This window comes from Streptomyces sp. NPDC090798, assembly GCF_044768965.1.
Taxonomy (GTDB): Bacteria; Actinomycetota; Actinomycetes; order Streptomycetales; family Streptomycetaceae; genus Streptomyces.
In genome coordinates this window covers 700,274-723,912 of sequence record NZ_JBIVXA010000001.1, presented here as the reverse complement: position 1 = coordinate 723,912, position 23,639 = coordinate 700,274, and the positions used below count along the sequence as shown (strand labels likewise).

The window sequence follows — 23,639 nt, the reverse complement described above, 5'->3', positions numbered from 1 at the left end:
CGTGACGCGACCTCACGTCACGTCACGTATCGCTGCGGCCCAGGTCCCAGAGCTCCCGGAACCGCTTGACCCGCTGCCTGAGGTGATCCTCGCGGGCGTTGAGTGTCGTCTTGGCGTTCACGTGCAACAGGTCCGGCTCCACTTCGTAGCAGAGCGCCTCGTCGAAGATGACGAAGTCGTTCGTCGCACCGCGGCGGACGTTCCCCGGGAGCTCGGACAGGGTTACGACGCGCGTGTCGACGCCCATGTTCCTCTGCTCTTCGCAGAGTCGGAGCAGGTCCGGATCGACGCCCTCCGGATCCTGCACGATGAACAGGCGCCGTACCTTCACACCCCGTTGGGTGATGGCCTCCGCCTGTGCCTGGAGATAGCGGAGGGCGGGCTCGCTGTCCCAGTAGTTTCGCTCCACGAAACTGCTGGTGGCGTCCATGGTCCCGGTGGTGCACTTGGTGAGGGCCATCAGCCAGTCGTGGTTCTCGCCGGGGCAGTCGGCGCTCATCGTGGTGAGGTTCTCCATGACCGACGCGAGGCGATCGATCTCCTCGCGGGCGAAGGCGCTCACGAGGCCTGGACCCAGGGAACTCACCCGCGTGGCACCGCGGGCCAGCCGCGTCACCCCGTCCAGTCGGAGCATGGAGTGGTCGAGGGTGTCGAAGAGTTCGGTCGCCTCGCTGATGTCCGTGAACCGACGGTCGACCAGGGTCCGCATCTCACGGTGGTGGGCGGTCAGACGGTCGGCGACCTCCCGAGCGTGCCCCTGTTGACCGGTCTCCACCGACGCCAGCCGCCGTTCGAAGTCGACCATGTACTGGACGATGAGTGTCGCGCCGCCGATGACGATGGAAACCGCGAGTTGCCACAGTTTGTTCTGGTCCTGGTTGATCAGGTTGGTCGTCACATAGGCGATGGTGGCCACGACGACGGTGACCAGTGTCTTCAGCAGAACCGGCGGTATGCGCAAGCCCTCCGCCGTCCCCGGAGCCGGTATCGGAGCCGGTGCCGGTGCCCCTGACGATCCGTCCATTCCTGCCTCTCCCCCCGCGGAATCGATCCTGGGATTTCCGATCAGCGTGACGCCAGTGCCTCACGCAGCAACGGTATTGCCTGGAGGGCCAGTTGGTCCCGGATGCGTTGAACCAAGGTCTGCCATTGCCGGCTGAATCGGGTTCTCGTTCGAGTACCTCCCAGAGCAGGCCCAGTGACGGGTCCACGCGAGCCCTCGGCATCCACAGGTGCAGCAGATGGTCGACTGCCGGGCGCAGTGCCAGGACGGCGGCGGCCCCGCCGGTCGCTCCGAGCCGGCTGGTGTCCAGCATCTGTACGACCGTCGTCAGAAGCCAGTCGTGGAGGGCGAGGTCCTCGCACACCCTCCGCGGATGGCCGCGCGAGCTGGATCCTGGGCCTGGGTGTCGCCGAGCGGCTGCGCGGACGGGGGCTGGCCCGACGGCTCATGCAGGAGACGCTTCGAAGGCTGCCCGCCGACGGAGTGCACGAGGTGTGGCTCACCGTGGAGCCCGCCAACACCGCCGCGATCACCCTCTACCAGTCCCTCGGCTTCACCGAACAGGGCGCCCGGAAGGACTATTTCGGGCCCGGCCACGACCGCCTTCTGCTGGCGCTGCGCCACTGAGCTCGGCGCACCGCCCGGCGCGGGGCCCGCTCAACGGGTCACGGACACCAGCCCCGCCTCATAGGCGATGATCACCAGCTGGACCCGGTCCCGTGCGTCCAGCTTGGACAGCAGGCGGGTCAGGTACGTCTTCGCCGTGGCGACGCTGATGAAGAGCCGTTCGGCTATCTCGGCGTTGGACAGGCCCGTGCCGACCAGGGTGAGGACCTCGCGTTCGCGCTCCGTGATCGCGGTCAGGTCGCGGCGTGGACGCGTCGGTTCGCAGGAGCGGGCGGAGGTGAAGTCCTGGATCAGACGGCGGGTGACACTGGGAGCGATGAGGGCGTCGCCGGCCGCCACGACCCGTATGGCACCGATGATGTCGTCCAGGGCCATGTCCTTGACCAGGAACCCCGACGCGCCCGCGCGCAGCGCCCCGTACACGTAGTCGTCGTCGTCGAAGGTGGTCAGGACGACGATCCTCGACTCGCCCGGACCCGCCGTGATCCGGCGGGTCGCCTCTATGCCGTCCACGCCCGGCATGCGGATGTCCATCACCACCACGTCGGGTCGGAGTTCCTCGGTGCGGGTCACCGCCTCCTCGCCGTCCGCGGCCTCCCCCACCACCTCCACGTCCTCGATGTCGGCGATGACCATCCGCAGGGCCGTGCGGATCAGCTGCTGGTCGTCGGCGAGGACGACACGGACCGGCATCAGACGGCCACCGCCGCCGTCTCCGTCGCCGGGACCGGGAGTCGGGCCGTCACCCGGAAGCCGCCCTCGGGACGGGGGCCCGCCGTGAACTCGCCGTGCAGCAGGGCCACGCGCTCGCGCATCCCGACCAGGCCGAAGCCGGTGTCGGTGGTGCTGCCCCGGCCCCGGCCGTCGTCGATGACCTCGACGGCCACGTACTCCTCCAGGTAGTCGACCGTCACCCGGCAGGCGGTCGTCGCCGCGTGGCGTACGACGTTCGTGATCGACTCCTGGACGATCCGGAAGGCGGAGAGGTCGATGTCCGGGGGGAGTTGGCGGCGCGCGCCCTTCCAGCGGACGTCGACCCGGACGCCCGCCGCCGTGGTCGCGGCGGCCAGGCGGCCGAGGTCGGCGAGCCCCTCGGCCGGGCGCAGCTGGGCGGCCTCGGCGGCGGCGCGGGCCCGATCCGGGTCCGGGTCCTGGTCCTGGTCCTGGTCCTGGTCCTGGTCCTGGTCCGCCTGGCGCAGGGCGACCAGCATCCGGCGCAGCCCCGACAGGGTCTCCCGCCCGGTCGTCTCCACCGCCGTCATCGCCTCGCGCGCGGCATCCGGCTGGGTGTGCACGACGCGGGCCGCCGCCCCGGCCTGGAGGGCGATGATGCCGATGCTGTGGGCGACCATGTCGTGCATCTCGCGGGCGATGCGCAGGCGTTCGTCGGTGACCGCCTGGGTGGCGGCCCGGGCGCGGAGCGTCTCGCCGTACTCGCGGGTGCGGTGGGAGGCGTCACCGAGGAGCCAGGCGACGAAGGCCGTCAGCGCCACGGTCAGCTCTTCCAGCGTGCCGATGCCCCATCCGCTCAGCAGCCGTAGGGACTCCCAGAGAACCAGGACGGCGAGCGCCATGCAAAGGGCGGTGACTCCGGTGCGGCGGGGGCGGCCGGCCGCGATGAAGTAGAGGGCGAGGTCGACGGCGAGGAACTGGGCCAGTTGGATCGCTCCCACGGCCAGGTTGGTGGTGAGGAAGCCGGCGGCGGTCAGCAGCAGGGCGAGGGCGCTCAGCGGCCGTCGGTGCAACCTCCTGCTGCCGAGCAGCGCCAGGACGCAGGACACGGCCAGGAACAGCAGGCCGTCCCAGCGGTAGAACTGGACGGCGGCAAACTCGTTGGCTGTCTCCTCACCGGGGAGCCGTACGCGGGCGAGGAAGGTGAACACCGTGCTCGCGCACCAGGCCAGGGCCACCCAGGCACCGGGCGGCACGAGCTTGAGGCGGGGCGGGAGCGGCATGGCAGGCATGCGGCGATCGTAGGCACGGGGACCGTGGACGGGCATCGGTCCGGGGACGTACACCCCTGGTCGACACCGGCCGGGGAGAGTGTCGGCCACGGGGCGATACCGCGGGGCGGGGCGCCGACGAGACGGTGGTCCGTGTGATCGAAGTCAACGAACTGACCAAACGTTACGGCGACACCACCGCCGTACGGAACCTGACGTTCCAGGTGCGCCCGGGGCACGTCACCGGGTTCCTCGGCCCGAACGGCGCGGGCAAGACGACGACGCTGCGCATGCTGCTCGGACTGATCGGACCGACCGGCGGGAGCGCGACGATCGACGGGCAGCCGTTCCGGCGTCATCCGCGCGGGCTGCGGCACGTGGGCGCGCTGCTCGACGCGGGTGACGTCCACGGCGGACGCGGCGCGCGGGCCCATCTGGAGGCACTGGCGCGGAGCAATCGCATCCCCCGCAGCCGGGTGGACGAGGTGCTGGAGGAGGTGGGGCTCGCGGGGGCGGCGGCGCGGCGCCGGGTCGACGGGTTCTCGCTGGGCATGCGGCAGCGGCTCGGCATCGCCACCGCGCTGCTCGGCGAACCTCCGGTGCTGCTCTTCGACGAACCGCTCAACGGGCTCGATCCGGAGGGTGTGTTGTGGGTGCGGGAGCTCTTTCGCAGGCTCGCGGCCGAGGGTCGCACCGTCTTCGTCTCCAGCCACCTGATGTCCGAGATGGAGCACACCGCGGACGAGCTGATCGTCATCGGCCGGGGTGAGCTGATCGCCGCGGAGAGCGTGCACGAGTTCGCGGCGCGCGGCACCCGGCCGACGGTGACCGTGCGGACACCGGACCTCGCGAAGCTCACGGCCGTGCTGTCCGGAGAGGGGGCGGCGGTGGCGCCGTACGACGACCGGACCCTCAAGGTGACGGCCCTGAGCGCGGCCCGCATCGGTGAACTCGCCTTCCGGCACCGGATCCTGCTCGAGGAACTGACCCCGCAGACCGCCTCCCTGGAGGCCGCCTTCATGGAACTGACCGCCGACAGCACCGAGTTCCTCGCCGGAGACGCCCGATGACCGCTCTCGCCCCCACCCCAGCTCCCGCGCACCCCGCCGCGCGGTTCACCGATCTCCTCGCCGCCGAGTGGATCAAACTCCGTTCCCTGCGCTCGACCTACTGGGCGCTCGGCGCGGGCGCCTTCGCCGTCATCGGCTTCAACGCCAACGCGGCGCGGGTGCACGCGCACGACTATCCGCGCTTCAATCCTCAAATACGCTCCTTCGCGTGGGAGTTGGCCTTGCGCGACGCCTTCACCGACGGAGCGGCACTGATCCTGATCCTCGCGGCGGCGAGCATCGGCGCGATCACGGTCGTCGGGGAGTACTCGACGGGCCTGATCCGTACGACCCTCGCGGCCGTCCCGGACCGGCGCGCCCTGATGGCGGCGAAGATCGTGGTGGTGACGGCGGTCATGACGCTGTACGGCGCGTTCGTCGCGAGTGCCTCCTTCGCCTCGGCACAGGCGATCCTCACCACCCGTCACGCCTCCGTGTCGATCGCTCATTTCGGCGCCCTGCGCGTGGTGGTCGCCTCCGCGCTGCTCGCGCCGGTCTGCGCGCTGGCGGGGATGGCGTTGGGGGCCCTGATCCGGCACAGCGCGAGCACGATGGTCGCCGTCACCGCCGTCCTGCTCCTGATCCCCAGCTTCATCACCGACCGCTACCGCTGGACGGCCGCAGTGCGGCACGCCATGCCCGTCAACGCCTGGACCCGGCTGACCGACATCGCCTACGGCCGCGATCCCTTCACCCGGCTCCCGCGCCACGGGGCGACGGTGACGGGCAGTTGGACGGTGCTGGGGGCGTGGGCGGTGGTGTCGGCGGTGATCGTCGTGGTGGCGGTGGACCGCCGGGACGTGTGAGAGGTCGTACGGGACGGGCACGTACGGGATTGTCAGTGGGCGGCCGTACTGTGCACCTCACGCACACAACGCCGTACGGCATCACGCGCACTGGAGGAACCATGTCCGCGAGCGCCCGTCTCGTCACCACGCTCGCAGGCCCGCTGGAGTCGGCCACGGCCGGCTTCCCAGGAGAGCGGTGCCTGCCCGGCCGGACGCTGATCCTCCAGAGCGACGACACCCAGCTGGCCGCGTACGACCTGGCCGCGGCGCTCGCGGGTGAGGCGACGGTGGCCCGCTTCCCGTTGCCGTGGCCACGCCGCTTCGGTACGTGCACCGTGGCACCGGGGCTGGACGTCGCCGTCTTCGCGGGCGTGCACGCGGTGCGGGCGGTGGACCGGCGGGGCGCCACCCTGTGGGAGGTGCGGCACGGCTGCTGGGCGGGGAACTGCCAGGAGCTGCACACCTCGTTCGAGGAGTACGGCGAGAGCGGTGAAGGCGCGGTCGGCCGCGAGCATCTGTACGCCGACAGCGGCTCGGTGGTCTTCTCCGCGGACGGCAAGCTCGTGTGGGCCCATGTGCGCGGGCCGCTCGCGGCGGGGGGCGAGGATCCGGACGTGATCGAGGAGTGGCTGGTGCTGGACGCCACGGACGGGACGGTTCTCGGGCAGGCGGACACCCAGACCGTGGCCGCCGGTTCGGGGCACGTGTCGCACCCGGACCCCGGACAGATGGGGCTGAGCGTCGGCGAGGGGCAGGACGGGGCGCCGCTGCTGTGGGGCCGCTGGGACGGCGAGCGGCTCTCCGTCGAACGGATCGACGACGACCGGTGCCTGCTCGCCGTGAGCCCGTCGGGCGAGCACTTCCTGACCGTGACCCACTATCAGGAGCTCCTGTCCCTGCACCGGGTCGAGGACGGCTCGGTGGTGTCGGAGCTGGACGCGGAGGAGGTCGTCCCCGATCACCCCGCGCTCCACCCGGACAACGACGAGCCCGATGTGCGCTGGGACTACTACGGCGGCTTCCTCGACGAACACACCGTCATAGCGGGCACCACCGAGGCCGACGAGGAGTACCGGCCGGGGCGGCACTGGCTGGTCGACGTACGGGACATGCGGCTGCTCGGCGAGATCGCCTACCCCTTCCCGATATCAGGCGTGCCCAACCCCCTGGGAGACGGCAGCTGGTACACGCTCGACGAGGACACGAAGGAACTCCAGGTGTGGCGCCTGGCCGGCGTCTAGAAGCGGCCAGGACCCGGGGCCGGACAGCACCCCGTGCTCAGCCCACTCCCCTGGACTCCTGGGCCGCCCTTGCCTCGATGCCGCGGAAGTGGTCGGCCATCGCGCGTTGGGCGGCCTCCACGTCTCGGGCGCGCAGGGCGGTGACGATGTCGCGGTGGCGGCGGACGGTCACTTCGGGGGACGGGTCGTCGGTCCAGCCGCGTACGCCGGCGACCCGGCTGAAGACGGTCCAGAAGGCGCCCAGGAGCTGTGGCACGAGTGCGTTGCCGAGCGAGGCGTACAGCAACTCGTGGAACTCGCGGTCGAGTTCGGGGAAGGGGCGCCCTGAGCGGCCCGCCTCCTCCATCTCGGCCACGACGGCTTCGAGGCGGTCGAGCTCCGGCTCGGTGAGCACGGCCGCGACCCGGCGTATCAGCCCCTCCTCGAGCACCTCCCGTACCTGGAGGATCTCCGCGAGCGCCCCGGTCTCGTTCTTGTCGTCGGGCTGGGCGAGCGTGCGGAAGGTGAGGCCGTCGACGAAGGGGGTCAGGGAGGCCTCGCCCACGTAGGTGCCGTAGCCGTGCCGGATGTCGACTATGTCGAGGGCCTGTAGGGCCTTGAGGGCCTCGCGGACGGAGTTGCGGCTGACACCGAGGTCCTGCATCAGCTCGGTCTCGGTGGGCAGCGGGGCGCCCGCCTGGAGTCTGCGGTCGAGGATCAGCTGCATGACCTCGCGCTGGATCTGACTGCTCACCCGGCGCTCGGACCTGCGCTCGGGCCCGCGCCGGTTCCCGGTCTCCTCAGACATGCGCCGCATCGTACGCTCACTGGACATCCGACGTCCCACCTCCGGGCGGATTCAGCACCAACTACCCGTGTTTCAGGCCTTCATTGGTCGCACCTCTGGAAGATACGCCATTCGTGTGCGATCCCTTGACCGCCCTCACAGGCCCTCTTATGGTCACGCTGCCCACCATGACGTAGGACGTCGTATCTCCCACCTCTCCCTGGAGGAACCGTGCGCGACGTGACCGACCACTCGGCGCCGCACCGCCGAGGTTTCCTGAAGTACTCCGGCGCCCTCGGCATGGCCGGGGCCCTCTCCTCCTCGCTGGCGGCCTGCTCGTCCGGGCCGCAGTCCACCAATGACACCGGCGGCGGGAAGGGCGGCAAGGACGCGACGCTCACCGCCGTCATCGGCTACGGGAACGACGGCAGCTGGGACCCGACACAGACCGCGTCCGCGTTCGCCATGGCGGCCAACAACCACATCTACGAGGGTCTGCTGGACACGGACCCGATCTCGCGCGAGCCCTACGCGGCGCTCGCGACCCAGGTGCCGGGCGATCTCAGCGGTACGTCCTGGAAGTTCACGCTGCGGGCCGGGGCCACCTTCCACGACGGGAAGCCCGTCACCGCCGACGACGTGGTCTTCGTCTTCGACCGGATCCTCGACCCGAAGACGCAGACCCTCGGCAAGGGGTTCTTCGCGAGCTGGCTGAAGGAGGTCCGGAAGATCGACGCCTCGAACGTCGAACTGGTGCTGAAGTTCCCCTTCCCGGAAGGCATCGCGCGGCTCACCCTCGCCAAGATCATGCCCCAGCACGTCTTCTCCCGGCCCGGTGCCTGGGACGACGCGATCAAGGGGAAGGCGGTGGGCTCGGGGCCGTACCGGCAGACCGCCCACCACCCCAAGTCGAACACCACCTTCGAGGCGTTCGCCGCCTACAACGGCCCGCGCAAGCCGGCCTTCAGGAAGATGAACTGGCTGACGATCGTGGACGCGGCCCCGCGCGTCGCGAAGATCTCGGGCGCGAGCGCCGGGGCCCAGATCGCCGACAACATCCCGTACGCGAACATCGAGCAGCTGGGGAAGGGCGGCATGACCGTCGAGGGCGGCGCGGGGATGAACAACCTCTTCCTGATGTTCAACACCAAGCACAAGCCCTTCGACGACGTACGGGTGCGCCAGGCGCTGCACTACGCCATCGACACCGGCAAGATGGTCGAGGTCGCTCTGCACGGACACGGCAAGCCGTCGAGCTCGTTCCTCAACGAGGGCAACCCGGCCTACCGACCGGCGAAGACCGTGTACGGGTACGACCCGCAGAAGGCCAAGCAGTTACTGAAGGCCGCCGGGGTCTCCGGGCTGAAGATCGACATCCTGTCCGTGAACGTCAGCTGGATCGTCGACTGTCTGCCGACCATCAAGGCGTCCTGGGACGCGATCGGCGTCGAGACCACGCTCTCGCCGCAGGAGACGACGGCCGTCTTCACGAAGATGGACCAGAAGCAGGACTACCAGGTGGTGGCCGCCGCCTCGAACCCCAACCAGTTCGGCCTCGACGCCGACCTGATCATGCACTACAACTACGGCCCCGAGAACCTGTGGATGCAGTACGCCCGGTGGGCTCGCGACCCGGTCGCCAGGCAGCTCTTCAAGGACATGGACCTGGCGACGCGGGAGCCGGACGCCGACAAGAAGAAGACGATGATCCAGGACTACATCGACGTCGTCGCCGAACAGGCCGTGCTCTACCCGGTCGTGCACAACGAGCTGATGACGGCCTGGGACCCCAGGAAGCTCACGGGCATCAGGGCCCAGCCCTATCCGGGCATCAACCTCCTTCAGGCCAAGTGGGCCTGACGTAGATGACGACCGTCGTCCGCATCCTGGCCCGCCGTGTCGCCCTGCTCGTGCCGCTGATGCTCGGCATCGTGCTGTTCGTGTTCCTGGTGATGCGGTTCTCGGACGTCGATCCGGCGTCCGCGTTCTTCCAGGGCGCCAACCCGACCCCTCGGCAACTGCACGACTTCCGGCAGCGCAACGGCCTGCTCGACCCCCTCCCGGTACGTTACGTCCACTTCATCGGCGATCTGCTCCACGGCGACCTGGGCACCAGCGCGCTGACCCGGGCGCCGGTCGTCGATCAGGTGACCACCGCGCTGCCGCTCACCCTCCAGCTCACCTTTCTCGGCCTCGCCATCGCGGTGGTGCTCGCGCTGCTCGGCGGGGTCACCGCCGCGATCCACCGCGACCGGCTGCCCGACCAGGTCATCCGGGTCGTGTCGCTGACCGGGGTCGCGGCGCCCGGCTTCTGGCTGGCGCTGCTGATGATCCAGTACCTGGCCGTGGACCGGGGCTGGTTCCCGACCGGCGGCTACATCAACCCCGGGGACTCGCTGAGCGGCTGGCTGAAGACGATGACGCTCCCCGCGTTCGCGCTCTCCCTCCCGGTCGCCGCCCAGCTCACCCGGATCGTACGCACGGCCGTGGTCGAGGAGCTGGACAAGGACTACGTCCGCACGGCGATCGGCAGCGGGCTGCCGCCGGTGGTCGTGGTCGGCCGCAACGTGCTCCGCAACGCGCTGATCAATCCACTGACCGTGCTCGGCCTGCGCGTCGGCTATCTGCTCGGCGGCGCCGTCGTCATCGAGACGATCTTCTCGCTCCCGGGCATGGGCAAGCTGATGATCGACGCCGTGCAGAACGGCGACCCGGCGGTCGTCCAGGGCGTCGTCCTCACCACGGCCACCGGGTTCGTGGTCGTCAACCTCGCCATCGACATCCTGTATCTGCTGGTCAATCCGCGACTGAGGGATGCCACGTGATGATCCCCCCGCTCTCCCGCCGACGTCTCACCGAGGGCCTCGCCCGGCCCGGGATCCGGCTGCGGCGCCTGCCCGTCCTCTCCCGGATCGCCCTCGGCTTCCTCACGCTCGTGGTCCTGCTGGCCGTGTTCGCCCCCCTGCTCGCCCCGCACGACCCGCTGGACCAGCAACCGCAGGCCGACGGCACCGGCGCCCCTTCCGGCAGTCACTGGATGGGGCAGGACAGCCTCGGCCGGGACATCCTGAGCCGGCTGATGTACGGCGCCCGCTGGTCCCTCGCGATCGGCCTCGGCGCGACCGGGCTCGCCCTCGTCGTCGGCGCGCTCCTCGGCGCGATCGCCGCGACCTCGCGGGGGGCCGTCGACGAGACGCTGATGCGCTGCCTGGACGTCGTGATGGCGTTCCCCGGCATCGCGCTGGCCGCCGTCCTGGTCGCGGTCTTCGGCGGCGGCATCACGGTGCTGATCTGCGCGATCGCTTTCCTGTTCACCCCGTCGGTGGCCAGGGTCGTCCGCGCGAACGTCCTCGACCAGTACGGCGAGGACTACGTGACGGCGGAACGCGTGATCGGCGCCCGCACCCCGCACATCGTGCTGCGCCACGTGGCCGTCAACTGCGCCGCCCCCGTACTGGTGTTCTGCACGGTCCAGGTCGCCGAGGCCATCGTCTTCGAGGCCTCCCTGTCCTTCATCGGCGCGGGCGTCCGGCCCCCCGACCCGTCCTGGGGGAGTGTCATCGCGGACGGCAAGAACATGGTGCTGACCGGCGGTTGGTGGGCGACGGTCTTCCCGGGCCTGCTGATGCTGATCACCGTGCTGTCGCTGAACATCCTCTCCGAGGGCGTCTCGGACGCGTGGGCGGCCCCCGCGGCACGGGAGGTGGCGGCGACGGCGACCGCCGGTGACCGGCTGGAGGCGCCCGAGCCCGGCAGCGGAGAGGTCCTCGAACTCCCCGGTCTGACGGAGGCCGCCGCCCGCCTGCGCTCCCGGGCCCGCCCCCTGCCCACCGGCCGGCCCGTCCTCTCCGTGGAGAACCTCGCCATCGGTTTCGACAACCGGCACGGCGGTGTGGACATCGTCGACGGCATCGGCTTCGACGTGCACCCCGGTGAGGTCCTGGGTCTGGTCGGCGAGTCGGGCTGCGGCAAGTCGCTGACGGCGCTCGCGGTGATGGGCCTGGAACCGAAGGGGGCCCGGGTCCGGGGCCAGGTCCGTTTCGACCAGCGCCAGTTGGTGGGCGAGCCGATGCGCGTACGGCGCCGTCTGCTGGGCCATGAGATGGCGATGGTCTACCAGGACGCGCTGTCGTCCCTGAACCCGGCGATGACGATCAGGGCGCAGCTGAAGCAGCTGGTGCGGCGGGGTGGGAGACAGACCCCCGCGCAGCTGCTCGCTCTGGTCGGTCTCGACCCCGAACGCACCCTGCGCAGCTATCCCCACGAGCTCTCCGGCGGCCAGCGCCAGCGGGTCCTGATCGCGATGGCCCTGTCCCGGGGCCCGAAGCTGATCGTGGCGGACGAGCCGACCACGGCCCTGGACGTGACGGTCCAGGCGCAGATCATCACCCTGCTGCTGAAGCTGCGGGAAGAGCTGGGCTTCGCGCTGGTCCTCGTCTCGCACGACCTGGCACTCGTCGCGGACGTCACGGACCGGGTGGTGGTGATGTACGGCGGGCAGATCGTGGAGACGGGCGTGACGGCGGACCTGGTGGAGGCGCCGGCCCACCACTACACGCGCGGCCTGCTCGGGAGCGTCCTGTCCCTGGAGTCGGCGGCCGAACGGATGACGCAGATCAAGGGGGTCGTGCCCGCCCCGGCCGACTTCCCGGCGGGCTGCCGGTTCGCCGACCGCTGTCCACTGGCGAGCGAGGTGTGCCGGACGACGGCGCCCGACCTGCTGGGCACCCGGACCCACACGGCCGCGTGCCATCACCCCGCGGTCGATCTGATCACCACGGAGAGCGAGGCCGTCCGGTGAACGCGCTCATCACGCTCTCCGACGCCCATGTCGTCCACAAGGCCCGCTCCGGCGGCCTGTTCACCCGCGACCGGGTGTACGCCCTGACCGGCGCCGACCTCACCATCGTGCCGGGCGAGACGGTCGGCGTCGTCGGCGAGTCCGGGTGCGGGAAGTCGACGCTGGCGAAGGTGCTGGTGGGCGTCCAGCGGCCGACGTCCGGCACCGTGCGCTTCCGTGACCGTGACCTGTGGTCGATGCGGCCCGCCGAGCGACGGGCGTCCGTCGGCGGCAGCACGGGCATGGTCTTCCAGGACCCCTCTACGGCCCTGAACCGCCGGCTGCCCGTGCGCCGGATCCTGCGGGACCCCCTCGACGTGCACCGGCGCGGCACGGCACGGGAACGGGACGACCGGGTGCGGGAGCTGATGTCCCTGGTGGGCCTCCCCCGCGCCCTGGCGGACGCCCTGCCCGGCCAGTTGTCCGGCGGCCAGCGCCAGCGGGTGGCCATCGCGCGCGCCCTGGCCCTCGACCCGGACCTGGTGGTGGCGGACGAACCGACGAGCGCGCTGGACGTCTCGGTCCGCGCCCAGATCCTCAACCTCCTGCTGGACCTGAAGGAGCGCCTGGACCTGGCCCTGGTCTTCGTCTCGCACGACATCCAGACGGTACGCAGGATGAGCGACCGGGTGATCACGATGTACCTCGGCCGGATCGTGGAGGAGTCCCCGGCCGCCCGGGTCAGCGACGGCGCCCGGCACCCGTACACCCGGGCCCTCTTCTCCGCCACGCCCGGCCTCCTGGACCCGATCGACCCGATCCCGCTGGTGGGCCCGGTGCCCTCGGCCACGCACCCGCCGACCGGCTGCCCGTTCCGCACCCGCTGCTGGAAGGCCGACGAGGAGTGCGCGGGCGCGATGCCGGACTTCACGGCCGCGTCGACGCCGGACCACCGCTTCCGGTGCCACCATCCTGTGAAGGAGGACCAGTCGACGCGCGACCTGGTGGCCCAGGCCGTGTCCGCGGCGCCCGCCGTGGCCGACATCCCCGCCCAGCAGCAGCCTTGATCGTCCCGAGGGAGTCTTCATGCCGATCCCCACCCCGCTGACCGGTGTCGTTCCGCCCGTCTGCACGCCCCTGACGCCGGACCGCGAGGTGGACGTCCCCTCGCTCATCAGGCTCGTGGACCATCTGGTGGAGGGGGGCGTCGACGGCCTGTTCGTCCTTGGCTCGTCCTCGGAGGCGGCGTTCCTGACGGACGCCCAGCGGCGGCTGGTGGTGGAGACGGTGGTCGCCCATGTGAGCGGGCGGCTCCCCGTGCTGGCCGGGGTGATCGACATGACCACGCCGAGGGTGCTGGACCATGTGGCGTATGTGACGGCGGCGGGCGCGAACGCGATCGTGGCGACCGCCCCCTTCTACGCCCGCACCCATCCGGCGGAGACCGCGCGCCACTTCCGCCTGGTCGCCGCCCGTTCGTCCGTGCCCGTCTTCGCCTACGACATCCCGGTGTCCGTCCACACCAAGCTGGGCGCGGAGCTGGTCCTGTCCCTCGCCGCGGAGGGCGTGCTGAGCGGCCTCAAGGACTCCAGCGGCGACCTCGCCGCCTTCCGCGCCGTCGTCACGGGCGCCCGCGCCCACCCCGACATCACCGGGTTCACCGCTCTCACCGGGTCCGAACTCGTCGTCGACTCCGCGCTCGCCCTCGGGGCGGACGGGGCCGTGCCGGGTCTCGCCAACGTCGACCCGCACGGGTACGTACGGCTCGACCGGCTCTGCAGAGGGGGCGACTGGGAGCGGGCGCGGGCCGAACAGGAGCGGCTGTGCGGGTTGTTCGGGATGGTCGGCGTGGGGAGCCCGGCGCGGATGGGCGGCGGTTCGTCGGCGCTCGGGGCGTTCAAGGCGGCGCTGCACCTGCGGGGCGTCATCGCCTGCCCGGCCACGGCGGAGCCGCAGGTGCCGCTGTCGGAGGCGGAGGTGGAACGGGTGGGGAAGTACCTGGCGGGGGCGGGGCTGCTCTAGCGAGAAGCGCCCTACGGCGCGGTGAGGCGCAGACGCCGGAACTCGATCCTGTCGTACGGCCGTGTCGAGCCCGTCTCGTACAGGATGCCGACCCGGTCGTGCCCGAGGTCCACCAGGTCCGAGTAGGCGGCCGGTGCGGAGGAGAGGGTCGTCGCCCTGGCGAAGGTGGTGCCGTCGTCCGTGCTGCGCCAGAGGGTCATCGCGCGGCGGGCGGTGGGTACGGAGGGGGCCGAGAAGAGCAACGGGGCGTGGAGGCCGTGGAGTTGGAGGACGCTGCCCTGGACGACGGGGACGTCGTTCAGGGTGGGCTGGATCGCGTAGGGGCGGTCCAGGGTCTCGCCGCCGTCGCTCGAATAGGTGTCCAGGCGGTTGCCGGGGGTGGCGCCGCCCTGGTCGCGGGCGCTGAAGTACAGGCGTCCGTCGGGGAGTTCGGCCGCGCCGCTCTCGTTGGCGTCGACCCGGCCGTCGAAGGTGCGGTCGCTGAAGCCCAGGTGCCAGGTGCGGCCGCCGTCGTCGGAGTAGACCGCGTGCGCCCCGTAGTACTTGGCTTCCCTGCCGGTGTCGGTCGAGCCCTGGGGCGGGGCGGCGGAGTGGTTGGCGGGGACGACCAGACGGCCGGCATGCGGGCCGTGGCTGAGGGCGATCGCATGGCCCGGGCCCGTCGCGTACCAGCGCCAGCCCGGCGGCTTCACCTCGGCCGTGATGTCCCGGGGAGCGGAGAAGCGCGCGCCGTCGTCGCGGCTGGTCTGGACGAAGACGCGGCGGCCCTGGCGCGCCGTGACCTCGCCCCGCATGATCCGCGCCTCGGTCACCGCGCCGCTGTTGCAGGAGGTGAGCAGGACGACCCGGCCGGTGCGCGGGTCCACGACCGGCGCCGGGTTGCCCCGGGTGTCCCCGCCCCCGGCCGCGACGACCCGCAGCGGACCCCACGTACAGCCGCCGTCGAAAGAGCGTCTGAGGACGACGTCGATGTGGCCGCTGTCGCCCGCGCCGTCGTGCCGCCCCTCGGCGAAGGCGAGCACCGTGCCGGCGCGGGTGGGGAGGACGGCCGGGATGCGGTAGGTGTCGTAGCCGCCCTCGCCCGCGGTGTACGGCACGGAGGAGGCGCAGTCGGTACGGGGACGGGGGGCGGCGGCGGACGCGACGCCGGCGCCGGAGGCGAGGAGGCCGATGGCCAGGGCGGCGGCGAGACTGCGGCTCAGGGTGGTCCCCGCTCTCCCCCGCGCTGCACGAGGGTTCCGTTACGGTGTGTCGCTCACACCGTACCCTGAGTCACCGGCCGTCACTCCGCCCTTCGCTACGAGGGCGTGCGCGCCGCCGCCAGCAGTCGCGTCACGTCGTCCGCGCAGATGGTCAGCGCCGCGCCCACGGTGGTGAGGACGTCCCGTTCGGCGGGGGTGTACGGCCCGTCCGCCAGGGCGATCCGGGCCCCCTGGAGCAGGATCGATTCGCGTCCCGTCGCGGCGAGGTGCGGCGCCAGCGGGTCCAGGGCCTCATGGAGCTCTATGGCGAGGCCCGCCCCGCACGGTTCCCCGAAGATCCGGCCCGTGTCCGCGGCGAGCGCCTCGACGAGGGCGCCGAGCTGGTCCTCCGTGCAGTCGTCGAAACCGGCCGAGCGCACCGCGGTCGCCGCGGTCTCCAGGGACGTACGGGAGCAGGTGCCGCCGGCGGCGAGCACGGCGAGCGCGACGGTGTGGACGGCGTCGCGGAGCATCGCGGAGAAGCGGGTGGTGGTCGGGTGGTCGAGGACGTCCGCGCCGTAGTGGCGGCCGCAGGCGGCGCACTCGACGACGGGTCCCGTGTCGCCGCGCGGCAGGACCGGCACGCCCAGAAGGGTGAAGCGGCGCCGACCGGTGAGCCGCTGGTAGTTGCGGTCACCCCCACAGCCCGGGCAGAAGAACTCGCCGTCCCCCATGGTGGTCCACGCGGTACGGGTGCCTAGGATGCGGGAAACCTGCACTGCACGACCGTTTCGTCCCCATCCTGGCAGCACGCTCGCACACCTCCGTAACTCCCCCACAGCCTTAGAGGCGTGGGAGGTACCCCCACGGCAACATCGCCGCGCTGGCGTGATGTTAGCCACATTGTTGAGGCGGAGTCAGTACCTTGGACGAGACCTTTCCGTGATCTCCACGCCGATTGGCCGGTATACGACGGGGCCCCGCCCGCCTCGAAAGGCGGGCGGGGCCCCGAAAGTGCCGGTCAAAGTCCTCAGCGGGCCGCGCGGTTGACGGCGGAGACCACGGCCTTCAGCGACGCGCGTGTCGTATTCGCGTCGATGCCGATTCCCCACAGGACCTTGTCGCCGATCGCGCACTCGATGTACGAGGCTGCCTGCGCGGAGGCACCCTCGCTCATCGTGTGCTCCTGGTAGTCCAGGAGGCGTACGTCGATACCGACGGACTGCAGGGCGTCGAAGAACGCGGAGATCGGACCGTTGCCGGTACCGGTCAGGACCGTGTCGGCGCCGTCCACCAGGGCCTCGACGGTCAGCGAGTCGATGCCGTCGCGGTCGGTCGTGGTCTGGCCGGCCTTGACCTGGATACGGCCCCAGGCGTTGTCGGGGTTCGGCAGGTACTCGTCCTGGAAGATCGCCCAGATGTCCTTCGGGGTGACCTCGCCGCCCTCGGCGTCCGTTTTCGTCTGGATGATCTTCGAGAACTCGATCTGCATCCGGCGCGGCAGGTCCAGCTTGTGGTCGTTCTTCAGAACGTAGGCGATACCGCCCTTGCCGGACTGCGAGTTGACGCGGATCACGGCCTCGTAGCTGCGGCCGACGTCCTTCGGGTCGATCGGCAGGTACGGGACGGCCCACTCGATGTCGTCGACCGTGACGCCCTTCGCGGCGGCGTCCGCCTCCATGGCGTCGAAGCCCTTCTTGATGGCGTCCTGGTGGGAGCCGGAGAAGGAGGTGTAGACGAGGTCGCCGACGTACGGGTGACGGGCGTGGACCTCCATCTGGTTGCAGTACTCGGCGGTGCGGCGGACCTCGTCGATGTTCGAGAAGTCGATCTGCGGGTCGACGCCCTGCGAGAACAGGTTCATGCCCAGGGTGACCAGGTCGACGTTGCCGGTGCGCTCGCCCTGGCCGAACAGACAGCCCTCGATGCGGTCGGCGCCGGCCATCAGGGCCAGCTCGGCGGCGGCGACGGCCGTACCCCGGTCGTTGTGCGGGTGGACGGACAGGCAGACGAACTGGCGGCGGGACAGGTTGCGCGACATCCACTCGAAGCGGTCCGCGTGCGTGGACGGCGTCGAACGCTCCACCGTGGCGGGCAGGTTGAGGATGATCTCGCGGCCGGGGCCGGGCTGCCAGACGTCCATGACGGCCTCGCAGACCTCCAGGGCGAAGTCCAGCTCGGTGTCGGTGAAGATCTCGGGACTGTACTGGTAACCGAACGCCGTCCGCTCGTCGAGCAGCTTCTCCGCGTACTCCATGACCAGCCGCGTGCCGTCGACGGCGATCTGCTTGATCTGGTCCTTGGAACCGCGGAAGACGACCCGGCGGAAGACCGGGGCCGTCGCGTTGTACAGGTGGACCGTAGCGCGCTTGGCGCCGACCAGGGACTCCACCGTGCGCTCGATCAGGTCCTCGCGGGCCTGGGTCAGTACGGAGATCGTGACGTCGTCCGGGATCGCGGTCTCGTCCTCGATGATCGAACGGACGAAGTCGAAGTCGGTCTGCCCGGAGGCCGGGAAACCGACCTCGATCTCCTTGTAGCCCATCTTCACGAGCAGGTCGAACATCTCGCGCTTACGGGCCGGGGACATCGGGTCGATCAGCGCCTGGTTGCCGTCCCGCAGGTCCGTCGACAGCCAGCGAGGGGCGACGGTGACACGGTTGTCCGGCCAGGTGCGGTCAGGAATGTCCACCTGCTCGTACCTGCCGTACTTGTGAACCGGCATGGCGGTGGACTGCTGGAAGTTCGGCATGATGCGTGGGCTCCTCAGAGGGTGTCCGGAAGGACGGCCGACGGCGCAACGCCGAACTCCGCGGGGAGGGGGTCGGCCTCGACTACAGGCCCTCGCCGCGGCAGCTAAGGAGAAGCAGCCCGATACGCATGATGCTCCGCAGCCTAGCCGAGCCTCGCTCCCTTCGGAGGGCTGTATCAGTATGCGGGATCGTGACCACATAAGGAAGAAAACAGACAAAAAGTGCGGCATGCCACTCAGAGTGAGCCCTCATACCACTGAAGAGCGGACCGATGGGCTCCTTATCGCCGCATTTCACACAATCTTGGTCGCCGGTAGTGACAGCTGGGTAACTCAGTGCAATTGTGCCGAGCATGACCGCGAACCCGGCAGGCTTCGAGCCTGTCTTCTGCACCATCGTGCCGCCCCACATCCTCGACACGCTGGCCCAGCACGAGGACCCCGCGCTCGCCGGACCCGCGCGCCGCACCCTGGAGCGCGACGCCTTCGAACGCACCCACCGCCGGCTGACCACGGTCATCGGCGCGCCCACCGCGGCCCCGCCCCAGGGCGCGCCCGCGGACAAACCGCAGCGCACCATCTACGACGCCAAGCACCACCAGGACCTGCCGGGCAAGAAGGTCCGCGGCGAGGCCGACAAGCCCGGCAAGGACGCCACGGTCAACCGCGCCTACGCCGGACTCGGCGCCACCTTCGACCTCTACCTGAACGCCTACGCCCGCAACTCGATCAACGGCGAGGGCCTGCCCCTCGACGCGAGCGTCCACTTCGACGTCGACTACAACAACGCGTTCTGGAACGGCGAGCAGATGGTGTTCGGCGACGGCGACGGCGAGATCTTCCTCGACTTCACCATCCCGGTCGACGTCATCGGCCACGAGCTGACCCACGGCGTCACCCAGTACACGGCGAACCTCACCTACTTCGGACAGCCGGGAGCCCTGAACGAGTCCATGTCGGACGTCTTCGGCTCGCTGATCAAGCAGTACACGCTCGGCCAGACCGCCGCCGACGCCGACTGGCTGATCGGCGCGGGCCTGCTCGCGCCGCGCGTCACCGGCAAGGCCCTGCGCTCCATGAAGGAGCCCGGCACGGCGTACGACGACGACGTGCTCGGCAAGGACCCGCAGCCCGCGACGATGGACGGCTATGTGAGGACCGGCCGCGACAACGGCGGTGTCCACATCAATTCCGGCATCCCCAACCACGCCTTCTACCTGGTCGCCCAGGCCCTCGGCGGCCACGCCTGGGAGCGCGCCGGGCAGATCTGGTACGACGTCCTCACCGGCGGCGAACTCCAGTCCCAGGCGAGCTTCTCCGACTTCGCCAAGCTGACGGTCGCGCAGGCCAGGAGCCGGTACGGCGAGGGCGAGGAGCTCCAGTCCGTCACCAAGGCCTGGGAACAGGTCGGGGTGCCGACGTCGTAGCTTCGGCGTCCCACACGTACTAGACAGGACCCATGCGTATTCAGGTAAGGCGCACGGGCGGATTCGCGGGCATCGAGCGCCATGCCGAGGTGGACACCTCGGGGCGCTCCGACGCCCCCGAGTGGCACGCCCTGGCCGAGCAGGCGATCGCCTCCGGCCAGGGCACACGCCCCGCCGGGGTCCCCGACGGCTTCAGCTACGAGATCACGGTGGACGGGAAAACGGTCTACGCCGCCGACCCGAGACTGACGGAGGAACAGCGCCAACTGATCGTGCGGGTCCTGAAGGAGGGCGCGTAGCGCCCTTCAGGGGCGCGGGGCCGCGACATATGCGGCTCCGCCGCGTGGGCGCACCCAGCCCCCACCGGCCCGCAGCCGCGAAACCCACCGCACCGCCCCTCCGTATGGGCGCCCCAGAAGCCGTAACTCCCAGTTCACACCAACCCGTTGACTTCCCTTACTGCCGGTACGGATGATCGCGCGCATGGCGACGAACCCCCTACCGCAGTTCCCGCCCGGCTTCCTCTGGGGCGTGTCCACCTCGGCCCACCAGATCGAGGGAGCCGCGGCCGAACGCGACCCGTCGGTATGGGACGCCTTCACCGCCGAACCCGGCCACATCAAGGACGGCTCGACGGCGGACGTGGCCTGCGACCACTTCCACCGCTACCCCGAGGACGTGGCTCTCCTCGCCGACCTCGGCGTGGACGCGTACCGCTTCTCCATCTCCTGGCCCCGCGTGAACTCCCCCGGCGGCCTCGACTTCTACGACCGCCTGGTGGACGCCCTGGTCGCGGCGGGCATCCGCCCCGTACCGACCCTCTTCCACTGGGACCTCCCGCTGAAGCTCGAGGAGGCCGGCGGCTGGCTGCACCGGGACACGGCCGAGCGCTTCGCCGAGTACGCCGGTGTCGTCGCCGGCCGCCTCGGCGACCGCGTCAAGAAGTGGATCACCCTCAACGAGCCCGCCGAGCACACCCTGCTGGGCCATGCGCTCGGCGCCCACGCCCCGGGTAGACAGCTCCTGTTCGACGCGCTGCCGGTCGCCCACCACCAACTGCTGGCCCACGGCCTCGCCGTCCGGTCCCTGCGCGCGGCCGGCGTCACGGACATCGGCATCGCCAACTCGCACGGCCCGACCTGGGCGGCCTCCGAGCGGCCCGAGGACGTGGAGGCCGCCGACTTCTACGACCTCCTGCTCAACCGCCTGTTCGCGGACCCGTTGCTGCTGGGCCAATACCCGGACGGCATCAGGGAGTTGATGCCGGGCGATGTCGAGGCGGATCTGAAGGTCATCGCGGAGCCGATCGACTGGTACGGGATCAACTACTACCAGCCGACCAAGGTGGGCGCCCCCGAGGGCGCGGAGATCGAGTTCAGCGGACTGACCCTGCCCGCCGAACTCCCCTTCTCCGTAAGGGAACTGGCGGGCTACCCGGTCACCGACTTCGGCTGGCCGGTGGTCCCCGAGGCGCTGACCGAGCTGCTCGTGGGCTTCCGCGAGCGCTACGGGGACCGCCTCCCGCCGGTCGTCATCACCGAGAACGGCTGCAGTTACGAGGGCATCGACGACCAGGAGCGGATCACGTTCCTCGACGGCCATGTCCGGGCGCTGCACCGGGCGTTGGAACAGGGCGTGGACGTTCGCGGGTACTTCGTGTGGTCGTTGCTGGACAACTTCGAGTGGGCGGAGGGGTACGCGCGGCGCTTCGGCCTGGTCCACGTCGACTACGACACGCTGAAGCGGACCCCGAAGGCGTCGTACGGCTGGCTGCGCGACGCGCTGCGGGCACGGGGATGACGGCGGCGGACCCCGTCGCGAACGTGGGGGCGCTCGCCGAGCCCGTCGAGCGGGTCGGCCGGGGCTGGACCTCGGCGCTCTCGCTCGCCAACGGGGCGATCTGGGTGGGCTGGTACGGCCCGCTGCAGATCCTGCTGGCCTCCCAGGCGGAGGACTTCGCGCCCGGCACCGGCATGTCGAAGGAGACGATGCTGGCGTGGGTCACGGGCGCGGGCGCGGTGGTGTCGCTGGTCGCCAACCCGCTCTTCGGCGCGCTGTCCGACCGGACGACGGCGCGCTGGGGCCGCCGTACGCCGTGGATCGTGGCGGGTTCGGCGGGCGGCGCCCTCTTCCTGCTGCTCCTGGCGGGAGCGGGCGGGGTCTGGACGATGGCGGCCGGCTGGTGCCTGGTCCAGCTCACCCTGAACGCCGCCTTCGCCGCGATCACCGCGGCCGTCCCCGACCGGGTGCCACGGCTCCAACGCGGCTCCGTGGGCGGCTGGCTGGGCGCGGCACAGATCCTGGGCGTGGTCGGCGGGACGGGGCTGGCGACGGCGGCGGGGGGTGTGGGCGGCGGCTACGCGGCGTGCGCGGTGTTCACGCTGGTGGGCGTGTTGCCGTACGTACTGCGCTACGAGGACCTGCGGCTGCCTGCCGCGGCCCGGCCCGCCTGGTCCTGGCGCACGTTCGCGGCCTCCTTCTGGCTGAGCCCGCGCCGCCACCCGGACCTGGCCTGGGCCTGGCTGACCCGCTTCCTGATCAACCTGAGCAACGCCCTGGTGCTGCTCTACCTCCTGTACTACCTCCGCGACCGGCTCCACTACGACGACCCCGAGAACGGCGTACTGATCCTCACGGCGGTCAACGGCGTCACTCTCCTCGCGACGGTCGTGGTCGGCGGGGTGTGGTCGGACCGGGTGGGCCGCCGCAAGCCGTTCGTGATCTGGTCGGGCGTCCTCATGGCGGTGGCGACGGCGGTCCTCTCCGGGTGGCAGACCTGGCCGGGCGCGATCGTCGCGGCGGCGGTCCTCGGCATCGGCTTCGGCGTCTTCACCTCCGTCGACTTCGCCCTGATGACGGACGTCCTGCCCAAGGCCCTGGACCGCGGCAAGGACCTCGGCGTCATCAACGTCGCCAACGCCCTCCCCCAGGTCGCCGCCCCCGCCCTGGCGGCACCGATCGTGACGTATCTGGGCGGCTACCGGGTGCTGTACCTGATGGCGGCGGTGATCGGGCTGGCGGGGGCGCTGCTGGTGGGGCGGATCAGGGGAGTGGAATGAATTCAGGTGCCACCGGCATCCGTGTTCCTCTTGGATGGCGCCATGACGACTGTGAACGCATCCCTCGACCGTCTTGAGCGTTACTACGACTCGGTGCCGCGCGCCGCCGCGCGGGCGGAGGACTTCGGCCCGCTCACCCTCTTCGTACGGGAGGCCACGGGCTGGCCCTACTACGCGCGCCCCACCCTGGAGTGGACGGGCCCGGCCGCCACCGCCGAGGACGTCGAACGGGTGCGGGCGCGGCAGCGGGAACTGTGTGTGCCGGAGGCCTTCGAGTGGGTGGCGGAGGTGACGCCGGGCCTGCGGGAGGCGGTCGAGGCGACGGGGCTACGGGTGCACGCGCATCCCCTGATGATCCGCGACGAGGACGCGCCGCTGCCCGACCCGCACCCCCTGGTCCGCGTCCTGGACCCCGAAGACCCGTTCCTGGCGGGCGCGTTGGCGGTGCCGCATGTGGCGTTCGCGGCGCCGGGCACGGCGGTGGGGGAGGCCGGACCCGGCGAACTGGCCACCGAGATCACCGCCCACGCCGCCGAGGTGCCCGCCGCCGTGGACCGCATCCGCGTGGGCCGCACCGTACTGGCCGCGGCGGTCGAGAACGGCGTCGTGGTCTGCTCCGGGATGCATCTGCCCGTCGGCCGCGTGAGCGAGATCGCGGGCGTCGGCACCCTGCCCGCCGCACGGCGCCGCGGACTGGCGTACGCCGTGACCGCGGCCCTCGTGGCCGACGCGCGGGAGCGGGACGTCGAGACGCTGTTCCTGTCGGCCGGGGACGAGGACGTGGCGCGGATGTACGGCCGTCTGGGGTTCCGGACGGTGGCGACGGCGCTGATCGCGGAACTCGTGTAGGAGCGGAGAACGGGGAACGGGGACGAACTTCGGCCACTTTCGACAACCCCTGAAGAAACCGCCCGGCATGCCTTGCAATCCCAAGCCGCTCG

Annotated in this window: 21 protein-coding genes and 1 pseudogene; 14 read left to right on the top strand and 8 right to left on the bottom strand. The window is 70.9% G+C overall.

The window, feature by feature from the left end:
* Nucleotides 1-22 precede the first annotated feature (22 nt).
* A complete protein-coding gene (locus tag ACIQTP_RS03305; protein WP_403395736.1) occupies nucleotides 23-961 on the bottom strand; it encodes a DUF6879 family protein in 939 nt (312 codons plus the stop codon).
* 104 nt (nucleotides 962-1,065) lie between these two features.
* Nucleotides 1,066-1,367, bottom strand: a pseudogene (locus ACIQTP_RS03300) (hypothetical protein); the annotation flags it as partial.
* Here ACIQTP_RS03300 and ACIQTP_RS03295 point away from each other — a divergent pair.
* Nucleotides 1,262-1,630, top strand: a complete 369-nt coding sequence (locus ACIQTP_RS03295; protein ID WP_403395734.1) for a GNAT family N-acetyltransferase — start codon at nucleotides 1,262-1,264, stop codon at nucleotides 1,628-1,630. The pseudogene ACIQTP_RS03300 and the gene ACIQTP_RS03295 sit on opposite strands and share 106 nt — an antisense overlap.
* Nucleotides 1,631-1,660: 30 nt before the next feature.
* Here ACIQTP_RS03295 and ACIQTP_RS03290 read toward each other — a convergent pair whose 3' ends face one another.
* Nucleotides 1,661-2,323 carry a response regulator gene (locus ACIQTP_RS03290; RefSeq protein ID WP_403395731.1) on the bottom strand — a complete coding sequence of 221 codons (663 nt, stop codon included), beginning with the start codon at nucleotides 2,321-2,323 and terminating at the stop codon, nucleotides 1,661-1,663.
* The gene (locus ACIQTP_RS03285; RefSeq protein ID WP_403395729.1) at nucleotides 2,323-3,594 is read right to left on the bottom strand and encodes a sensor histidine kinase; all 1,272 of its coding nucleotides are present in this window, start codon (nucleotides 3,592-3,594) and stop codon (nucleotides 2,323-2,325) included. Before ACIQTP_RS03285 ends, ACIQTP_RS03290 begins: the two co-directional genes overlap by 1 nt.
* 134 nt (nucleotides 3,595-3,728) lie before the next feature.
* Here ACIQTP_RS03285 and ACIQTP_RS03280 point away from each other — a divergent pair, with 134 nt between their 5' ends.
* From ACIQTP_RS03280 to ACIQTP_RS03270, 3 genes are all read left to right on the top strand, one after another.
* On the top strand, nucleotides 3,729-4,643 hold the full coding sequence (locus ACIQTP_RS03280; RefSeq protein ID WP_403395727.1) for an ATP-binding cassette domain-containing protein: 915 nt from the start codon (nucleotides 3,729-3,731) through the stop codon (nucleotides 4,641-4,643).
* Nucleotides 4,640-5,488, top strand: coding sequence for an ABC transporter permease (locus ACIQTP_RS03275; protein ID WP_403395725.1), 849 nt, complete (start codon nucleotides 4,640-4,642; stop codon nucleotides 5,486-5,488). Before ACIQTP_RS03280 ends, ACIQTP_RS03275 begins: the two co-directional genes overlap by 4 nt.
* Nucleotides 5,489-5,589: 101 nt before the next feature.
* Entirely contained in the window at nucleotides 5,590-6,711 is a 1,122-nt protein-coding gene (locus ACIQTP_RS03270) for a hypothetical protein (protein ID WP_403395723.1), read from the top strand.
* Nucleotides 6,712-6,748: 37 nt separating this feature from the next.
* On the opposite strand, the gene ACIQTP_RS03265 is transcribed toward ACIQTP_RS03270, so the two are convergent.
* A complete protein-coding gene (locus ACIQTP_RS03265; protein WP_403395721.1) occupies nucleotides 6,749-7,498 on the bottom strand; it encodes a FadR/GntR family transcriptional regulator in 750 nt (249 codons plus the stop codon).
* A 210-nt stretch (nucleotides 7,499-7,708) separates the two neighbouring features.
* Between ACIQTP_RS03265 and ACIQTP_RS03260 the strand changes: the two genes are divergently transcribed.
* Genes ACIQTP_RS03260 through ACIQTP_RS03240 form a run of 5 tightly spaced genes read left to right on the top strand, consistent with a single transcriptional unit; the run spans nucleotide 7,709 to nucleotide 14,279 of the window.
* Nucleotides 7,709-9,337, top strand: a complete 1,629-nt coding sequence (locus tag ACIQTP_RS03260; RefSeq protein WP_403395719.1) for an ABC transporter substrate-binding protein — start codon at nucleotides 7,709-7,711, stop codon at nucleotides 9,335-9,337.
* Nucleotides 9,338-9,342: 5 nt separating this feature from the next.
* On the top strand, nucleotides 9,343-10,302 hold the full coding sequence (locus ACIQTP_RS03255) for an ABC transporter permease (RefSeq protein ID WP_403395716.1): 960 nt from the start codon (nucleotides 9,343-9,345) through the stop codon (nucleotides 10,300-10,302).
* Entirely contained in the window at nucleotides 10,302-12,278 is a 1,977-nt protein-coding gene (locus tag ACIQTP_RS03250; protein ID WP_403396085.1) for a dipeptide/oligopeptide/nickel ABC transporter permease/ATP-binding protein, read from the top strand. The genes ACIQTP_RS03255 and ACIQTP_RS03250 overlap by 1 nt, the downstream gene beginning before the upstream one ends.
* Nucleotides 12,275-13,324 carry an ABC transporter ATP-binding protein gene (locus ACIQTP_RS03245; RefSeq protein ID WP_403395715.1) on the top strand — a complete coding sequence of 350 codons (1,050 nt, stop codon included), beginning with the start codon at nucleotides 12,275-12,277 and terminating at the stop codon, nucleotides 13,322-13,324. The genes ACIQTP_RS03250 and ACIQTP_RS03245 overlap by 4 nt, the downstream gene beginning before the upstream one ends.
* A gap of 19 nt (nucleotides 13,325-13,343) precedes the next feature.
* The gene (locus tag ACIQTP_RS03240) at nucleotides 13,344-14,279 is read left to right on the top strand and encodes a dihydrodipicolinate synthase family protein (protein WP_403395713.1); all 936 of its coding nucleotides are present in this window, start codon (nucleotides 13,344-13,346) and stop codon (nucleotides 14,277-14,279) included.
* Between the two features lie 11 nt (nucleotides 14,280-14,290).
* On the opposite strand, the gene ACIQTP_RS03235 is transcribed toward ACIQTP_RS03240, so the two are convergent.
* From ACIQTP_RS03235 to leuA, 3 genes are all read right to left on the bottom strand, one after another.
* Nucleotides 14,291-15,451: an exo-alpha-sialidase gene (locus tag ACIQTP_RS03235; protein WP_403396083.1), complete on the bottom strand. Its 1,161-nt coding sequence runs from the start codon at nucleotides 15,449-15,451 to the stop codon at nucleotides 14,291-14,293.
* A gap of 125 nt (nucleotides 15,452-15,576) precedes the next feature.
* Nucleotides 15,577-16,272 (bottom strand): TerB family tellurite resistance protein, encoded by a 696-nt coding sequence (locus tag ACIQTP_RS03230; protein WP_403395711.1) that lies wholly within the window; start codon nucleotides 16,270-16,272, stop codon nucleotides 15,577-15,579.
* Nucleotides 16,273-16,490: 218 nt separating this feature from the next.
* Complete coding sequence (gene leuA, locus ACIQTP_RS03225; RefSeq protein WP_403395709.1) at nucleotides 16,491-18,212, bottom strand: 2-isopropylmalate synthase; 1,722 nt, start codon at nucleotides 18,210-18,212, stop codon at nucleotides 16,491-16,493.
* 353 nt (nucleotides 18,213-18,565) lie between these two features.
* Here leuA and ACIQTP_RS03220 point away from each other — a divergent pair, with 353 nt between their 5' ends.
* From ACIQTP_RS03220 to ACIQTP_RS03200, 5 genes are all read left to right on the top strand, one after another.
* The gene (locus ACIQTP_RS03220) at nucleotides 18,566-19,639 is read left to right on the top strand and encodes a M4 family metallopeptidase (RefSeq protein WP_402036298.1); all 1,074 of its coding nucleotides are present in this window, start codon (nucleotides 18,566-18,568) and stop codon (nucleotides 19,637-19,639) included.
* A gap of 32 nt (nucleotides 19,640-19,671) precedes the next feature.
* Complete coding sequence (locus ACIQTP_RS03215; protein WP_054235461.1) at nucleotides 19,672-19,938, top strand: protealysin inhibitor emfourin; 267 nt, start codon at nucleotides 19,672-19,674, stop codon at nucleotides 19,936-19,938.
* 172 nt (nucleotides 19,939-20,110) lie between these two features.
* Complete coding sequence (locus tag ACIQTP_RS03210) at nucleotides 20,111-21,439, top strand: GH1 family beta-glucosidase (RefSeq protein WP_403395705.1); 1,329 nt, start codon at nucleotides 20,111-20,113, stop codon at nucleotides 21,437-21,439.
* Entirely contained in the window at nucleotides 21,436-22,698 is a 1,263-nt protein-coding gene (locus tag ACIQTP_RS03205) for an MFS transporter (protein WP_403395703.1), read from the top strand. Before ACIQTP_RS03210 ends, ACIQTP_RS03205 begins: the two co-directional genes overlap by 4 nt.
* Before the next feature lie 42 nt (nucleotides 22,699-22,740).
* The gene (locus tag ACIQTP_RS03200) at nucleotides 22,741-23,547 is read left to right on the top strand and encodes a GNAT family N-acetyltransferase (protein ID WP_403395700.1); all 807 of its coding nucleotides are present in this window, start codon (nucleotides 22,741-22,743) and stop codon (nucleotides 23,545-23,547) included.
* The last annotated feature ends 92 nt before the right edge of the window (nucleotides 23,548-23,639 follow it).

What these genes read in the sequence shown, in the direction of transcription:
- ACIQTP_RS03290 (WP_403395731.1), bottom strand. Translation starts at nt 2,323, where the DNA reads ATGCCGGTCCGTGTCGTCCTCGCCGACGACCAGCAGCTGATCCGCACG.
- ACIQTP_RS03285 (WP_403395729.1), bottom strand. Translation starts at nt 3,594, where the DNA reads ATGCCTGCCATGCCGCTCCCGCCCCGCCTCAAGCTCGTGCCGCCCGGT.
- ACIQTP_RS03275 (WP_403395725.1), top strand. Translation starts at nt 4,640, where the DNA reads ATGACCGCTCTCGCCCCCACCCCAGCTCCCGCGCACCCCGCCGCGCGG.
- ACIQTP_RS03270 (WP_403395723.1), top strand. Translation starts at nt 5,590, where the DNA reads ATGTCCGCGAGCGCCCGTCTCGTCACCACGCTCGCAGGCCCGCTGGAG.
- ACIQTP_RS03265 (WP_403395721.1), bottom strand. Translation starts at nt 7,498, where the DNA reads ATGTCTGAGGAGACCGGGAACCGGCGCGGGCCCGAGCGCAGGTCCGAG.
- ACIQTP_RS03255 (WP_403395716.1), top strand. Translation starts at nt 9,343, where the DNA reads ATGACGACCGTCGTCCGCATCCTGGCCCGCCGTGTCGCCCTGCTCGTG.
- ACIQTP_RS03250 (WP_403396085.1), top strand. Translation starts at nt 10,302, where the DNA reads ATGATCCCCCCGCTCTCCCGCCGACGTCTCACCGAGGGCCTCGCCCGG.
- ACIQTP_RS03240 (WP_403395713.1), top strand. Translation starts at nt 13,344, where the DNA reads ATGCCGATCCCCACCCCGCTGACCGGTGTCGTTCCGCCCGTCTGCACG.
- leuA (WP_403395709.1), bottom strand. Translation starts at nt 18,212, where the DNA reads ATGCCGAACTTCCAGCAGTCCACCGCCATGCCGGTTCACAAGTACGGC.
- ACIQTP_RS03220 (WP_402036298.1), top strand. Translation starts at nt 18,566, where the DNA reads ATGACCGCGAACCCGGCAGGCTTCGAGCCTGTCTTCTGCACCATCGTG.
- ACIQTP_RS03215 (WP_054235461.1), top strand. Translation starts at nt 19,672, where the DNA reads ATGCGTATTCAGGTAAGGCGCACGGGCGGATTCGCGGGCATCGAGCGC.
- ACIQTP_RS03210 (WP_403395705.1), top strand. Translation starts at nt 20,111, where the DNA reads ATGATCGCGCGCATGGCGACGAACCCCCTACCGCAGTTCCCGCCCGGC.
- ACIQTP_RS03205 (WP_403395703.1), top strand. Translation starts at nt 21,436, where the DNA reads ATGACGGCGGCGGACCCCGTCGCGAACGTGGGGGCGCTCGCCGAGCCC.
- ACIQTP_RS03200 (WP_403395700.1), top strand. Translation starts at nt 22,741, where the DNA reads ATGACGACTGTGAACGCATCCCTCGACCGTCTTGAGCGTTACTACGAC.